Origin of the sequence: Shewanella sp. NKUCC06_TVS, from assembly GCF_019345515.1 — a bacterium.
Classification (GTDB): Bacteria; Pseudomonadota; Gammaproteobacteria; order Enterobacterales; family Shewanellaceae; genus Shewanella; species Shewanella oncorhynchi.
Map to the genome: position 1 here is coordinate 1 of NZ_JAHKQX010000011.1, position 16,222 is coordinate 16,222.

15 protein-coding genes are annotated in these 16,222 nt (G+C 38.1%); 3 read left to right on the forward strand and 12 right to left on the reverse strand.

Translation table 11 applies throughout. The annotated features are described in order from the left end of the window. The 8 genes from KO531_RS13170 to KO531_RS13205 form a co-directional block, all read right to left on the reverse strand. A partial coding sequence (locus tag KO531_RS13170; protein WP_219251395.1) for a hypothetical protein occupies positions 1-1,259 on the reverse strand: 1,259 nt, incomplete at its 3' end. Positions 1,260-1,263: 4 nt separating this feature from the next. Next, positions 1,264-1,659, reverse strand: coding sequence for a hypothetical protein (locus KO531_RS13175; protein WP_219251396.1), 396 nt, complete (start codon positions 1,657-1,659; stop codon positions 1,264-1,266). Then, positions 1,613-2,875 (reverse strand): type III secretion system ATPase VscN2, encoded by a 1,263-nt coding sequence (gene vscN2 / locus KO531_RS13180; RefSeq protein WP_168826340.1) that lies wholly within the window; start codon positions 2,873-2,875, stop codon positions 1,613-1,615. The genes KO531_RS13175 and vscN2 overlap by 47 nt, the downstream gene beginning before the upstream one ends. Before the next feature lie 2 nt (positions 2,876-2,877). Further along, positions 2,878-4,341, reverse strand: a complete 1,464-nt coding sequence (locus KO531_RS13185) for a secretin N-terminal domain-containing protein (protein WP_168826338.1) — start codon at positions 4,339-4,341, stop codon at positions 2,878-2,880. Continuing rightward, positions 4,331-4,618, reverse strand: coding sequence for a hypothetical protein (locus tag KO531_RS13190; protein WP_173248293.1), 288 nt, complete (start codon positions 4,616-4,618; stop codon positions 4,331-4,333). Before KO531_RS13190 ends, KO531_RS13185 begins: the two co-directional genes overlap by 11 nt. Beyond that, positions 4,611-5,288: a type III secretion system apparatus protein VscT2 gene (locus tag KO531_RS13195; protein WP_251068951.1), complete on the reverse strand. Its 678-nt coding sequence runs from the start codon at positions 5,286-5,288 to the stop codon at positions 4,611-4,613. The genes KO531_RS13190 and KO531_RS13195 overlap by 8 nt, the downstream gene beginning before the upstream one ends. Before the next feature lie 7 nt (positions 5,289-5,295). Then, positions 5,296-5,991 carry an EscR/YscR/HrcR family type III secretion system export apparatus protein gene (locus KO531_RS13200; protein ID WP_168826332.1) on the reverse strand — a complete coding sequence of 232 codons (696 nt, stop codon included), beginning with the start codon at positions 5,989-5,991 and terminating at the stop codon, positions 5,296-5,298. A gap of 43 nt (positions 5,992-6,034) precedes the next feature. Next, positions 6,035-6,313 (reverse strand): hypothetical protein, encoded by a 279-nt coding sequence (locus KO531_RS13205; RefSeq protein WP_014620520.1) that lies wholly within the window; start codon positions 6,311-6,313, stop codon positions 6,035-6,037. Between the two features lie 570 nt (positions 6,314-6,883). Between KO531_RS13205 and KO531_RS13210 the strand changes: the two genes are divergently transcribed. Then, on the forward strand, positions 6,884-7,978 hold the full coding sequence (locus KO531_RS13210) for a YopT-type cysteine protease domain-containing protein (RefSeq protein ID WP_173497859.1): 1,095 nt from the start codon (positions 6,884-6,886) through the stop codon (positions 7,976-7,978). A 240-nt stretch (positions 7,979-8,218) separates the two neighbouring features. Here the strand turns inward: KO531_RS13210 and KO531_RS13215 are convergent, their stop codons facing one another. The 4 genes from KO531_RS13215 to KO531_RS13230 form a co-directional block, all read right to left on the reverse strand. Then, positions 8,219-9,085: a hypothetical protein gene (locus KO531_RS13215; RefSeq protein WP_219251397.1), complete on the reverse strand. Its 867-nt coding sequence runs from the start codon at positions 9,083-9,085 to the stop codon at positions 8,219-8,221. 233 nt (positions 9,086-9,318) lie between these two features. Then, a complete protein-coding gene (locus KO531_RS13220) occupies positions 9,319-10,695 on the reverse strand; it encodes a hypothetical protein (RefSeq protein WP_219251398.1) in 1,377 nt (458 codons plus the stop codon). A gap of 396 nt (positions 10,696-11,091) precedes the next feature. Then, positions 11,092-11,643, reverse strand: coding sequence for a winged helix-turn-helix domain-containing protein (locus KO531_RS13225; protein ID WP_173497857.1), 552 nt, complete (start codon positions 11,641-11,643; stop codon positions 11,092-11,094). A 517-nt stretch (positions 11,644-12,160) separates the two neighbouring features. Further along, positions 12,161-13,609 carry a WH2 domain-containing protein gene (locus KO531_RS13230; protein WP_168826323.1) on the reverse strand — a complete coding sequence of 483 codons (1,449 nt, stop codon included), beginning with the start codon at positions 13,607-13,609 and terminating at the stop codon, positions 12,161-12,163. A gap of 297 nt (positions 13,610-13,906) precedes the next feature. Between KO531_RS13230 and KO531_RS13235 the strand changes: the two genes are divergently transcribed. Further along, a complete protein-coding gene (locus tag KO531_RS13235) occupies positions 13,907-14,989 on the forward strand; it encodes a hypothetical protein (protein WP_173497855.1) in 1,083 nt (360 codons plus the stop codon). Positions 14,990-15,462: 473 nt separating this feature from the next. Continuing rightward, positions 15,463-16,188, forward strand: coding sequence for a two-component system response regulator OmpR (gene ompR / locus KO531_RS13240; RefSeq protein WP_006079507.1), 726 nt, complete (start codon positions 15,463-15,465; stop codon positions 16,186-16,188). Positions 16,189-16,222: the final 34 nt, after the last annotated feature.

The following is a 16,222-nucleotide window of genomic DNA, read 5'->3' on the forward strand; positions in this document are numbered from 1 at the left end:
TCTGAATTCACAACTGGTTGCTCTACTATCAAGGATTTGCCAACCAGCATCGTTGACACTTGAGCATTCGCTCCAGACTCTCGTCCGATAACAGCGGACGGCTGACTTATTGGTGGTGATTTAATTGGTGACGACTGAGTAGGTTGAGGCACTGCCGCCATAGACTGGGGTGGTGTCGTCAGTGAGCGCGTAGCCTGTTCTGAATTCACAACTGGTTGCTCTACTATCAAGGATTTGCCAACCAGCATCGTTGACACTTGAGCATTCGCTCCAGACTCTCGTCCGATAACAGCGGACGGCTGACTTATTAGTGGCGACTTAATTGGTGACGACTGAGTGGGTTGAAGCACTGCCGCCATAGACTGGGGTGGTGTCGTCAGTGAGCGTGTAGCCTGTTCTGAATTCACAACTGGTTGCCCTACTATCAAGGATTTACCAACCAGCGTCGTTGACACTTGAGCATTCGCTCCAGACTCTCGTCCGATAACAGCGGGCGGCAGACTTATTAGTGGCGACTTAATTGGTGACGACTGAGTCGGTTGAGGCACTGCCGCAATAGATTGAGGTAATCGCGTCTGTGAGCGCGTAGCCTGTTCTGAATTCACAACTGGTTGCCCTACTATCAAGGATTTGCCAACCAGCGTCGTTGACACTTGAGCATTCCCTACTGACTCAAACCCCATTGCCGTAGTAGGTTGCTTTATTAGTGACGACTTGAGTAATGGCTGAGAAAGTTCAGACTTTGCCCTCAGAGGGAGCGTAATCTTATCCGCACCTACTGTTGACTGAGCTGTATTCAAAGACTTGCTGACTGGCACCGTTGAAGATGACACCTGGGTATTCATCGCAACCTCATCAGTGTTGCTCACTTTTAACTGAGATTGAACATGATTCGCTACTGGTATTGCACGTCTAGGCCGCTGCAAATTAGCCGCATTTGCCAATGGTTCACTGGTCTCTAGTTTAAGCCGACTGCCACTAACTGCATCAGACGAATGGATTCTGATAGCTTTACTCGCCGAAAATATATGCTGCCGAAGTGGTACATAAGCCGTGACAGGTACAACATGCCCCCAAATAAAACCCTCTTCATACTCAGCCTCATGGCTTTCAATGGCCTCCTTTTCACCATCAAATGTTGATGTATCATGAGAAGAAGCCTGCCGTTTTGATAGATTCAAAAACTGTTCAAATTCGCTCTCTACTGGGCTCAAACAGGCTATTTGGGCAACTGGGGCAAGTCTATCCATCTTTGTCATTTTGTCACTCATCTCTTAACTGTTCTTGGATCTCAGCTAAAGCGTCCTTTCGTTTTTCTTGCCTTCGCTTTTCAGCGATAACAAGGGCAATCTCGGCAGCTAATTCATTAGCATTTTGCTGGGTCACAGACGCATCGAAGAATAAAGACTCGATATGAGACTTAACGCTTTCTCTTCGCTGAAACAAACGAGAAAGCCCATTTAATTCGTCTTTAACGACTAGACTTTTTAACTTTTGTTGCTCATTGGCGATTAATGCCCATGAGGCATCTATCGAATCCAATAGCTCTTGATGCTTCAAATTTAGTTTGGCTAATTTACGTTGTTGCTTGCCAATTCTGATGTCAACTACATCAATAAGTTGACCAAATTCGATCCATTGCTTGGAGGGTTTCTTCATATTCGACCCCGTCGTAACCTTGCTTCAAAAACTCCATGATATATGGGAAGCGCTCTATCGCTTCGTCGGTCGCCAAATCGTTACCTTTCTCGTACTCACCGACTCGGATTAACAATTCAACATTAAAATAGCGATACACCATATCTTTGAACTTTTCAGAAAGACTTACATATTGAGGATCCTGAACTTTATTTTGTAGACGACTCTTACTCTTTAGTACATCAATAGCAGGATAACGGCCAGTAGAAGCAATTGTCGTTGAGTAGACCAAATGTCCATCAATCAGTGACTTAACTTCATGTGCAATAGGATCTTCATCAATTTCTTTTTCAATCAATACCGTAAAAATTCCAGTCACAGAGCCATGAATAGAGTTACCACAATTCTCTACCAGTCGTGACAGTGCCAAAGAGACTCCGATCGGAATTCCGCCCTCGATGGGAGTACCATCTAACATGGCTTGTGCACGTGCAAAACGTGTCAATGAATCGAAATAGAGCACCACTTTCTTGCCCTGAGCCATGTAATGCCGAGCAATAGATACAGCGACTAAACCCGATCTCACTTTCTCCAACGGATTTGCTTCGGATGTAGACACTATAGTGATCGATTTTTGAATCACAGCAGGACCAATCTCCCCCTCCAAAAACTCAACCACCTCCCTTGCACGCTCACCAATCATGGCGAAAATCACCACATCGGCATCCATGTTATTTGCCATGATCGAAACCGTAGTAGTTTTGCCAGCACCTGCGGGGGCAAATAGGCCCAAACGCTGCCCTACTCCAATGGTGAATAAGCCATCAATAATTTTAATTTTTGTTGGAAAGACAGTGTCGATTGGTGCGCGAATATTAAGCGGTATAGGCTTATCGATAATGGGTAGATCATAGTAATCACCCTCACCGCCCAAATATTGTTCACCATACAATGACTCGCCATAGCAATTAATGACCTTACCAATAAGAGCGGTTTCATTCAGCGGGAAACAGAAGCGCCGTGGGGTAATTTCAACTTTACTTCCCCGTTGAATAGCCCCAGGCTGGAGCAACTTAATTTCTACTCTTTTACCAGTAATTTTCATTATCTCACCACGAATACGCTCATTAGCGACTGTGATAATGAAGCACTCCTGCCCCACAAAAGTATTTATACTGACATGACAAATCACTGTATCTTGATAAGATTCTTTAACCTTAAAAAAATGTTTGATCATGACTAGATAACCTTAAATGACACTGATACGTAACGTTTATATTTACGTTTAGTTTCCTTCTTACTCTTAAATAATTCACCTAACCAAGGAATACTTGAAAGGATAGGGACACCACTCTCGACACTATCAGTCACTGTATTGTCAAATCCTCCAAGAATAACGGTCTGCCCTGGTTCAATATAGACTTCTGATGTCAAAGATTGAGAGTTAACTCTAGGCGCCTGAGTCGCTCCGCCTTCTGTCTTATCATCACTCAGTGACTCTTCTATATAGCTAAATTTCGCCTGCACTTTTCCTGATGGCAATAAACGGCCAGTGACATACAAACTATTTTCGGCCTCAATTTTTTGAGTTGATACTTGCTTATCAGATATAAGTACAACTGTAGCCGTTTCTTTTTTACCAAAATGCCCTTGCTGGTTCTCTAAGACTAAGAGATTAGTTTCATATACTCCTCTAGCCATATTATTAGTATACAAAGCTTGAAAATTTTTGAAAAAATCTACTGTATCCGTAAAGGGTGGAACGATAATATCGTACAGACCTCGACTGCCATTCAACCATGAACTATTAACACCTAGTGCTTCAGTTCGTTCTACCGAAACATCATAAACCCGAAGGAAAAATAGCAACTGCTGCCGTTTAACATCAATAAGAGTGGCAATACGCTTAGCTAACTGGATCTCCTCAGGGGTACCACGAACTAGCAATGCATTACTTCCAGGTAATACCTGGACTTTAGAGGTAAACTCATCCTCTTCAAGCTGTTGTTTATCATTTTGGTTAAGTTTTAGTTTATAAGCGCGCTTAACCATTTCTCCATCGCTAATATTCTCAAACTGACCAATTTTCTCAATTGCCGATGAGATTAAAGACTGCGCACCAGGAAAAATAACATTACCGTCATATGAATCAATTTGGCGATCCATAACAGATATATAATCAAACTCGATCCGTGCCAATTCCAAATTATTACCATTCTCTAAAAACTGATTTTTATCAATCATATTAGAGTAGACAACAACGTCATTAACAAACTTACGTGTTCCTGAAATAAAGATAGAGTTGCCACTGCCCACGAGTTCAATTTTCGTCGTATTATTGGCTCTGAACGTACTCTTTAATTCTTTAAGCAGGCTAGCTGGTGTAATATTTCTGGGTTTAAATGCATGATTTATATAAGCCTGACCAGAGTGAACCGTTAGTGTCCCGCCATATACATACCAATCAAAATCATAAACATCAGAAAGCTGGTCCAACAAATCGAGACCGTCACCAGAGAGTGTTTGAGTAATAGGCTGTTTAGCCTTTTTTTCTTCAATATCATCAACTAACTTTAGCTGCATATCCTTAGCTATTGCCGCCAATGCACCTTTCAAATCGATATCAGACTGCTTGATAAATACCTTTGCCTGACAAGTAAATGCCGTAAACAAAAGGAAAATAAGTAAGATTCTAGACTTCATCAAGTATCTCCTTCATACGTTCCTGACTGACTTTCATTTGTCTGATACTTTGATTAATAATGGCTTGCTCTACTATTTTCATCGTAAACTCTTCTTCAGTAACATAATCATTTTGCTTACTAGCGTGTACTTTTACTTGGCTATCGGAAAATTGTTCACTTAAATGTACTTCACCAGCAGCTTTGAGTTCTGACTCAAACTGAAGGGCATCCTTTTCTGAAGTGGTTTTAATTTGCTGACTATTCAATGTGACATTCAATAAATTAATGTTACTCATACCCTGCCTTTTTCATTATTTGTTTAAAAACATAAAACTGATCTTGTAACAGCCATAGGTTAAGAATAATAATTATGGTGATAGCTTTAATATCTGCTGTTGTACTAATAGATAAAGAAGCTTTTTTGAAAAAAAGGTCAACATAGCCACAACAAATAGTAATACACAACAACAAAACCATGTATTTACCAGTCACCATAGCCATCATAGTTAAGCTATCAGTGATGTAAAAATACAAAGTATCAAAACCAACATTAGCACCTTGTTCAATATTCTCTGAGATTACCGCCAGCAAAGGTCTAAAAACCACACCAGAGTCCAAGGCATACATCAAAAACATCAAAGAACTAATCTTAGATAGCGCTTCAGACTCATCAGTAAAACGTTTATCTTGTACAGACTGTTCGTTAAGCAATAATAGCTGTTGTATAACACTGCCAACCATACCACTGAGCCAATAAGGTACAGATGAAAACATAGCAAAAATAATAACGCTTAATACCCAAAAAGGAGTTGGAATATTTCCTAAATCACTAGAATCTATAACAATTGCAAGTCCAACAGCAATAGCAAGTGCCGTAGAATTATCAAGATAAAGACGTGTTGGATTATAAATTTTTAAAAATAAAAATAATCCTGCAAATAACAGCCAGTTAGGAAATAAAAGCATGTCCATATCACTGGAGCGCTCTAAATAAAATAGTCCAACTATCAGAAAAATAAAATACTGCGAGTTTTACAGGTGTCGATATTACCGTCGGTGATAACATAGTCATACCTACACCACTGAGAATCACGGCAATTAAAAAATCAATACTCACAAATATCATGTATAGCTTTAGGCCAAACTCGAAACCTTGATACAAATCTAAAATCAGATTACCAAGAAAATATTTTAGTGTATCACTCCCTGAGTCAAAATTAAGTGGAATGTCAATAATGCCAGTTAGTTCATTAGTTTTACGCTGCGCCCTCGCCAACAGTTCAGGGAAAAACTCAAATACATTGCTGACCAGATAATACATAGTCACTTGTTCTGGCTTTTTATCCTCAAATAGGGAGGATGATTGCAAGACGTCAGGGTCTATTCCTCCATTAATCTGCTCAATAAAATATGGCTTAACCCTCTCTAATCCGGGTTTTATATCAGGCCAAATACTATTAAGCGCCATTAATGCCGCAAGTAAATTCACTACTATTGTAGGTGGAATTTGTTGTGTACCCACCGCATTTTTAATGATGTTAAGTACAATATTATATTTAACATATCCAGAGAAACAGATAAAAAAGACGGTAGACAACAAGATCAGAGTCAGGAGCAAAATTAAATTTGCTCCTGAAAATGCATTATCTGGATTCAATAATTGCAACATCTATAGCACTCTCTATTGCCCATAATGCATTATAAAATTAAAGTTAAATGTTTCTTGCCGCTGCAGAAATAGAGTCTTTAATTGATTTTAATGTAGTTGTTGAGGTTTGAGCGGTAATGCTTTGATCTGCCATTAACTGTTGTAGCGATAAAGAATCAGATGCACTCAAAATAAGTGTACCATCTTTATCTGGTGTAAATTTTCCATCTTTATCAACACTTCCAGTATGATCGGTAATGAATGTACTGACCTTATCGTCGGCATTATTAACTAAACCGCCAAAAACACCACTTATATACCCAGTTGATAATTGTTGAGCCATTTAATACATCCCTAGTTATTCATACGTTTATTTCTAATGCTTAACATGCCTACTTATACTTAACATGCCTACTTAATTTTACATACATGCACACATGCACAAACTTCTAGATAGCTCTAGAATGCGCAAAATATAAGCCATCTGCGCCAGGCCAAGCCAGTGAAAACTTCTGATAAAACACGGAAAAAGCTCATTAAAAGCACAATCAGCTAATGTATTAATTTATCCTTGGCGCTTTGCGCGTCTGTTGAACACGGCCAAAAACCACTGATTAATATGGTTTTTTAAAAAATCAAATTACCGTAAATCACAATGACCTGTATCTTCTGAACCTTTAAGCTGTAGGCCGCGCCGAACATTCTGCATAGATATTATCTCTTCCCATACATTTAATTTAAGTTAAATCAAGCTGCATGACTTATAGTCATTTATATGTTGAATCGACAATTTAAACTCATAAGACTTGCATGGTAACCTTTACCTTAATATTTCATAAACAATCTTACAATTATATCTAACTAAATATACTAATATTCACTATAAATATTGCAATTAAAATTTTAGGTGTCTATGTCTCTTGTTCCAATTTCAATACGATCTAATCTTGGATTAAGTGTTTCATCGATCGAATTGAGTAATCTTGAAAATATAGATGTGAAAAGCATTAATAAAGTCGACATTTCTCGGTTAGACAAAACATTATTAGTAACAAAAAAGCCTGTTAAACGGGAAAAAGTTATAATATTGAAGGATAAAATTAGTGATGCAAAATATGGTCGAATTTTTGATGTAAAACGAGAAGAAATAAAAAATGAAGTATCAACACTTAGTACTAAAGGATTAACGAAAAGTGTATTAAAAGCATTCAATAAAGATAAACGGCTTGCAAGCATCATTCATAAGACTAATGATAAAACGATTGGCCAATCTGCTATCATTAGAGATTTCCAGCTCGTAGGGGTTAAGCTGACCACTCTCCCTAGCAATTATCGAGAATTATTTGAATTCATAAGAGCAAGCTTCTCAGATAATAGTGTGGTTGATGGCATTTTCAAAAAATATGAAAATCGTGGTCAACTTGATGAAGCTTTAAAACCTAACGCGACTAAAAAAATTCTCTCGATACTTTTTTCATTACCACAAAATCAACAACTGCTTGCCAATTATTTCGGTGGATGTCTTGATGTCACTTGGGATCAATCGAGCATACTGAAGAATATTCAAGTAGGTAAAGATGGGCTATGTTCAACGCTCGCCATAAAATGGTGTGCTGACAAACATCAGGGTGTTCACTTTTTTAATGATATGGACACAAAAGAGGGTTTAGAAGAAGTTGTTAACCTAAAAATAAACAAAGAAGTAGCATCATATTTGCAATCTAGTGGGTTAGCTGTCTCGGAAAATGAAACAAACCTTAATATAAAAAAGGCAGGTTTCCATTTATTGGGTCTTTCTCCCAAAAATAAAGGTTATGGACATGAAGTCGCAGCATTTATCGACGACCAAGCGAAACAGTACAAATATTTCGATCCTAATCTTGGAGAGTTTTCTTTTTCAACGTCAGAAAAAATGAAGTCATTTATTCTAACTTCATCGACCAGAATATATACAGACTTAAAGCTGGATCAAGACTTAATATTAACTGCAGTTGAAGAAAATAATTAGCATAGCTCCGAACATTTCTCTGATTTCCCAGTAAAATCCACTTTTCAAAGAAGGAGGTCGTCATTGCGACCTCCACTATCTGCAACTCTTAATGGAGAAATATTAACCTAGCCTTTTTCACTTCAATTGGTTGCTCGCAGCTTTATAGTGAGGATATTGAGTAACCATTCACTTCCCGACCATTTTTGTCCAGCCGTTTAACACTAACCAATACCCAATGACTATTCAAATTAATGAGTTTTATTTATTATAATCAACATAACGTTGACCATAATAATAAGGACCATGTTGTTGCTTAAACTCACGAACCTCCCTAGAGCGTTCGCTATTGCTCCTCGTTAATCCTATCTGTTTTGCATCAATAGGCAGATAGTCATATCTTCCATGTGAATTTTTGACTTTCATAAAATTATCAGGCTTTACATCAAAAGGTCTAAAACCTGCTTGTTCCATCATAACCAGCACTGAATATGGAATTTTTTCATGATTATCTAGATGCTTTGCACCTGGTATTTTTTGAAAAGTAAACACTCTTACTCGTGGAGAGCCACATACTCTATCATCCCTCATAGTAATAAGGTCATTGTTCGCAAAAATTGCATACTTACCATCATAGAAATTATGATTACGATATACATCATTTACTCTTAAGTCGGCATTAGTTAACGCTCCCCACGTACTATCTTGTTTAAAGATCTTATACCCTCTCCCTGTTTTTTTATCGATAAATACTTCTCGATTTGTCCCCTCAAATTTTTCATATTTTCCCGCCTTAGCCTCCTCTTTTAATTGAGATATTGTTTCTGGATGACGGATGTTTATTGAGTCAACATGACTTGACAGTGCTAGATGCAATGGCAGAACTTCATGCTGCAGTTGTGGCTTCAACCTTGGTCTTGGTAGTAGTAGTTTTTGTGGTGTAGCTAGCTTAGCTAAAAATGTGGCTATTACTTCCCTTTTTTGTATATTCAGGCTCCTTATCAAAGTTTGCTTTAAGCGTAAAATATCCACATTACGAACACTTTTTACATCCAAATTTTTTAATTCACTCGATGATATATTTAACCCAAGCTTTTCTCGAAGGGAAGGAATTATAATAAGTGACATATACACCTCTAAATTTGTTGATGAAAAGCACACCATCTTCCACGAAGAATGCAATCAATGACTATGCAAAATATACATTAATATTATTCTCATACTACAAATGGCTTTAGTTTATAAATATAAAAACATTAACCACATCTTAAATAACATCTGCAATAAAAAACCACTTTTAAAAGTGGTTTTTTATTAACACTGAGACATTGTGATATCAATTAATGCCAGAGACAAACTCATTACCTACGATAAGTCGTTGCCATCAAGTCTGTGATTTTTTTATCTGCATCAGAAATGGCACTCTTTAAACTACTATACATTTCATCATGCTTCATAATTTTATCATTTTTATCCAATACACCTTTATTTATTAGCATATTGGCTATATATGCCCCCTGTATCACTTCAGGTAAACTATGATGCATAGGCTGCTTTACGCTATCACCAACTAAGTGGTCTAAGCATACATCAAGCACTTGTTCGAAATTAAATGTAGCATTGGTGGCACGACAGAGTTTAGCTGTCTGAATGGTATAATGCAGAGCATTTCCAGATACACCTGCAGTGAAACCCTCCATATCAGGACGGCTGAAATTATCCATATTGAGGTTTACAGCTAAATCAAGTATATCTTGGCCTAACGTATCGATATTATTTTGATACATTTTTTCGTTAGGCTTAAAATCAAAATGTAACCCCCCAGAAGCTAAAATCCCCTCATTAAATAAGCCACTTTTACTTTTACTGGAATCGACAGGGTCCCGCATAATACCTTGCAAGGCACCACCAAAAAGCTGACCTAAATCAACTGGCTCACCTTTTTCACTCATAAATGCGTTTAATGCATAGGTTTCATGGAGCTTAGCGCTTGGTCTATCTAAAAGGCTGCTAGGAAAGCCAAAATTCTCAACTAATATCTTATTATTTCTTGCTTCAGTTTCATTTTTAACAACCGCAGCATCACCAGGAAACTCTAACACTAAATTTTCTGGTTTCAAGAGTTTGTTTGTATAAAGGTTATTACCTTGAGTGTCCTTCAATGCATCTTTAGTTAATTTTTCAAATAAGTGTTTCTCTTCACTTTCATTCAATTTTTCATTTTTTGATAATTTGTCTCTGATTGTGTTCAAACGTTCAGATAACTCACTTTGATTAGAATTCATAAACCCATCAAAACATACTGATAACCGTGAAAAGATCTCTGCTTTATGCACTAATGTAAATTGATCAGATGTCACTTTGACAGGCTTACTTTGATCGCATTGAAGAAAGTTTTTCACATATACCTTCTTCCCACTTAGATCTACATCATCTGTTGCCGTATTAAGAATATTAGTTAAACTAGATGCCATTGCATCGAGAGCCCGTTCAGAAGCAGTACTTTTACCATTTATTAATTTATTTTTAATTAAAGAAGAAAAAATTTCACTGCCGCTTTTTAGTTCTACTTTTACTTTTTGGTAAGGTTTTGGACTCAACAATTTACTTAAAGAAACAATGGGATCTTTATTCTCAATGTGGGAAATCTTTTTGACATCTAAATCAATATTTTTTTTATCCATGATTTCAGATGTTTCAGTCTGTCCGCATGCAGCTAGTTTGTTTAATGAAAGCATAATATCTCCTAGAGGTTGAGCTTTAATTATCCATCATCCTGCACATCAATATCACCAGATTACTTATGAAAAAATCCGTAAAAAATAACTATCACCGAACGACATGTATAACAACCAACAGTCGCGCTTATACCAAGATGTAAAAGTGACTTTAAAGGAGCAAAAAAAGCCTTATCCTTGGCTCAAATCTCTGTAGAGAAGCCCATAAATTATAGAATACTAGTAGAATATTTAAGACAATCTTGCGTATGATTTCATTTCGTTTCAAGGTTGAATTTGAACGTGAAAAATTACACTAAAAATCTTTTAGATTGAATCAACTCTTATTTTAAAAAACAAAAGTCAACCAATATGAATCTTGGCACGCATAAGTTTAAATTTACGTGAAATATAATTTTAAAAAAACTTATTGAAAACGACTATTGCTCCTACTGTTAACATAGATGCAAGAAGAGCAGAGAAAAAACATACCAATAAAAAATATATATTTCTCATTGGTATGTCAGTACGAATTGATAAATTTCGTTCGATTGAATATGGAGAAACATTGATATTACTTAAGGATTCTTTACGACTCTGCTTAATATTCTTTATCTCAAAAATCGGATATTCCTCTTCAATTAAAACGCCTGAAACACTTTCATCCAGAATCAGTATATAACCTTCTTTAGAAATGGTTTTTATTTCGCACGCTAAGTTATCAAATTGCGCAAGAGATTTTCTTAAATTAGAAATGGCTTTGGTCAATGATGTTTCACTCACGAAAACCTTACCCCAAACTTTTTCTTGTATATACTCCTTACCTACAACTTCATTTACATGATCACATAGTAGTTTTAATATTACAGCCTCACGTCCACCTATGCTAACTACATTATCCTCAGTGCTAACCTGTCTTTTAAGCACATCAAAAACCATCTGATTTCCTAACGCATAGTTTCTTGCCATTGCTATTCCTCCTAAGAATTACTCGTTCATCACAAAATTAACTCAGAGTTACATTGTGGTCTTTTTTTCAGAATAAAGTAATAAAAAATCGCCAAAAAAAGATGAATTAACCAGAAAAAAATCGAAAAAAACACACTCAAAAAACAAGGTGCGGACCTTTTGCAGCTTTGAAAACAATGGAAAAACAAACGAAACCAAATGTATCAAGCTGCCGAATGTAAATACTAATTATTAAGATTACAGTACATTGTGCTGATATGCTTAGAAGGTGATAAGGAACTACGGGAACCACAGAGAATATAACTAACAAAAACCTAAATATTCATACTTTAAAATATGACACACTTTATTATACTCACCTTAATTATTTTAAATTAAAAATTTACCTTTAGGAAAGTTTAGTGTTGAAACTTAATTTATTAATGTGTACACATATGTTTATGTTTACAAATCTATATACATTAAGTCATAAGCCAGGCCCAAAATATCTACTTAGACCCGACTTACTATTTTTAGCTTAACTGTTAGAATAACCCAGTTTTAATTGTAATGTTTTTATTAACTCACTCTGTTTTTTGACCAAAGCCTCCTGTCCTAAAAAGGTAAAGTCTTCAAATCCAGTTTTCATATGAATCGATAGAAATCTTGATATATCTGCTTTAAGACTGTCGGCTCCATGGATGTTTTCCATGAATTGCTTTTCCAATTTTGCCTGCGCATCTTTACCATTCTTAGTAGCGAATCCTTCCATAAAAGGCATTTCTGTAAGAACTTTGAGTGCTGACTGACGGTAATTGCTACCTAGTAAATTCAATTTTTCTTCATTTGTCGTCAGTTGATTGGCTGTGCGACGAGCCCCATCTAAAATGGCTTCCCCTTTTTTCATCTCAATGGCGCCACGGCTACTATCCGAGCGGAAAAGCCGTGTTTTTCCTGAATCGAGGCGACTCATCGTTTCAGTGGCAACACCTTTACGCTGCGTCTGGAAAGGCTGATCAGACACAACATCGGCTCGCTTCCATAGATCAGGAAAACGTTTCACTTCGGCCCAATAACTTGAAATCGATTTAGACTGCCCGTTCATTGCCGCCTCTAACGCATCAATATCCGCATACTGCCCATATTGATCGAGTAAAATGCCTTCCCAATTAACCTCCATAGCATTGACAACATAATCACTAATTTGTTGGCAGAGCAACTCTCTATTAGCTTGATTCATATTGGGCGCTGTTTTAAGTAATTCATCAGAGTAGAGTTCATCCATGGGCTCATTTTTTGTTGCAGGTGCCTGAACATCGTCATTTTTGATTCCAGTAACTGCTTTTTTAAGGTTGTTTTTATTGAAACCTGTAATTGCATTTAGCAAAGCGTCCTTTCCTCCACCTGACGGCGCAACCACGTCACTTGCCATCGCACCTACTGGCAGGATCGGAGCCGGTGGCGGCAAAGGTGGCGGTGGCGGTGGCAATGTACCACTTGCCATAGTTAATGCGACAGGAGGCTGAATATCTCCTTGCACTGTGGATGGTGCAGTACTTTGGCTGGATAAAACCATCCGAGCGTCTTGCATTTTTTTCAATACTTCTTGTAAAAATGAAGTATCGGCATTGGGCGTCACAGGTCGCGCTTTCTGATCTGCCGTTACCGATCGCAACTCAACGCCATCACGAATCGCTTGCATTAATGACAGTCTAGAATCCGCATTTTGCTTCGGCGCTGTAACTGCCATTTTGGCAACTTGGGCTGGTTTGGCTAACTGAAGCGGTTTATTCGCAACTGACTTTTCTTTGCCATTCTTCGAGCGAGATTTAAGACGGATAGATTGAAACAGCGATAAAAAACGCTTTTTTATACTAGGCCTATTACTCACCTGCTTAATCTCGAGTTTATCAGTTGCGGCGTTACTGACGCCCTCACTCTTGATATCTGATGAAGGTGGATTGATGATGTGATTGGAAATTGGCATCCGGTACTCCTCTGATCATAGGCTCACTAATGTTATAAATGTGTGAGCAATTAACTATCTACTCCATCACTATATAAATAAGTAGAAGAGGGACACACAGACTTTGTCTGAAATATTCTGAGTAAAAGTGGAATGACTTAATCACTCTGTTTATTTAGACAAGTAAAAGTAATCACTAGTTAGTTAAAAATTAGGATTGTGCAAGTAAATTAATCATTTTTTATTCATCATTTGCCATTAACCATTAATAAAATTTTCATTTATTTTAGTATTAATATTCCATTCAGAGATTTGATAATGCCGATTCATACAAGCAATTATTCTAATTTTTCCAGCTATAAAAGCTACAATCAATTCGCAGCTATACCTAACACGCTCAATATCGTAAAACTTTCCCAACGTAGAGCTGATACGCTAAAGCCTGTGAAAACGATAAGTTCATTCGCAGAGATCAACAATGTCAAAAAATCTCTCCATCGAGTGAAAATCGAAGCGGCTCAGCTAATACAAAAAAGTTATCGCTCTTATCAACAAAAAAAAGCTGAAAAAGAGCTCAATACAGTAGGTATTAAATCACTCACAAATGCTAAGGCAGGACGTAGCTACTTCTATAATGCACAAACCGAATTAGTCGCAAAAACACCAACTAAGTTTCAACCTGCTGGGAAAGGAACCTACAAACAGTTAGTACGCCAAGATAGTCAATTTGTGCAATTACATATTCATAATGACACGTTTGATATAGATAAAAATAAATACAACCAATTAGCAATGAACCAACTTAGATCGCATCCTTCAATTTGTCCTTCTATTTATGTAAACGATTCGACCATGATTGCCCATAATGGTGGCATTGAAGTAGCGCAATTAATTGAACAAGGGGACAAGATTCCCTTAATTCACTTTAAATCACTCTTAGAAGATTTATGTTCCTTACATAGCGAGGAGATATTCCTGCACGATATTAAACCTGAAAATCTAACCTATAAAGGCAGCCATGTGCATCATATTGATGTGGAAAATCTGGTCGCGGCGGATTATAACGATGGCGAGAATGGTATTGTCTGCACGCCAGAGTACACCACAGCGCATTTAACAAATGCGATTTTAAACGGGGATCCACTCGCAGACCAAAACCACGATAACTACGCCATTTTATTGAGCATGATTGAAGCCACTAGCGGTGACTTCTTCCCAAATGCCCCAGTTGTAAACCCACAACGTATTTTCGGGCTCATGGGTAAGGATCTAATAAGAGCTCAAGGCTGGATACAAGAGCACATCAAGCCTGAGTACCAAGCGACAGCAGGAGCATTACTTAAGTGTCCAGGAACCAATAGCGATTCAACGCCCTTAATCGATATGATTAATTGGAAGTAAACTGTCTCAAACCGCTTGTAACAATCAATGATTGGAGCTCTATTTCCATAGATGGCTCCATAACCACTTTTTATGGTTATGGAGCTAACAACGGTTCTTAGTTCTGTGATGACTTTATGAGCTGAACGTGCAAATAGTACATTCATCAAAGTATGTGTACTATTTCTATCCACTAAATCATCTCTGTGCATAATGGCTTTTAAATCACCTCTTTTACTGATGCCAATTTAGTTACAATTTCAGCTATAGCGTGAATAAACGCGAGTATTCCCATGCAATTTCATTTGCTTAATATTAACATTGGGCAATCAATGTCAGCATTTATCGCATTCAAGTTACTAAGGTGAGCTAGTCGCCTTGGTTAAATGCGGCTATATTAGGCAGATTCGTTTTCAATTTCAGCCAGTTGGTTAATCTTAACTGTTTCTCATCAGTAGAAGTAAGCACCAATCTGAGCAATTAAAGGACATCCCATGGGACAAGAAACCTCGAAAATCCTCGTCGTCGATGATGATATGCGCCTGCGAGCGTTACTCGAGCGTTACCTGATGGAGCAAGGTTATCAGGTGCGTAGCGCGGCCAATGCCGAGCAGATGGACCGCCTATTAGAACGCGAAAACTTCCATTTACTCGTGCTCGACTTGATGTTACCCGGTGAAGATGGCCTGTCTATCTGCCGCCGTTTGCGCCAGCAAGGTAATCCTATTCCGATCGTGATGCTGACGGCCAAGGGCGATGAAGTCGACCGTATTATTGGCCTAGAGTTAGGCGCCGACGATTATCTGCCAAAACCTTTTAATCCACGGGAATTGCTCGCGCGGATCAAAGCCGTGATGCGTCGCCAAACCCAAGATGTGCCCGGTGCGCCAGCCCAGCAGGAAGCACAGATTAGCTTCGGTGAGTTCTCGCTAGATTTAGCCACCCGTGAGATGTACCACGGCGACGAATCCATCGCACTCACTAGCGGTGAGTTTGCCGTACTTAAAGTGCTCGTCACCCATCCACGCGAGCCCTTGTCTCGGGATAAGTTAATGAACCTCGCCCGTGGCCGCGATTATTCGGCGCTAGAACGCTCCATCGACGTGCAAGTGTCACGTCTGCGCCGCTTAATCGAAAAAGATCCCGCGAATCCTCGCTACATTCAAACGGTTTGGGGTTTAGGTTATGTGTTTGTACCCGATGGTGCCGCGCGTCGATGAGCCGCGTTGCCATCTTAATCTCCTGCGGTTATTG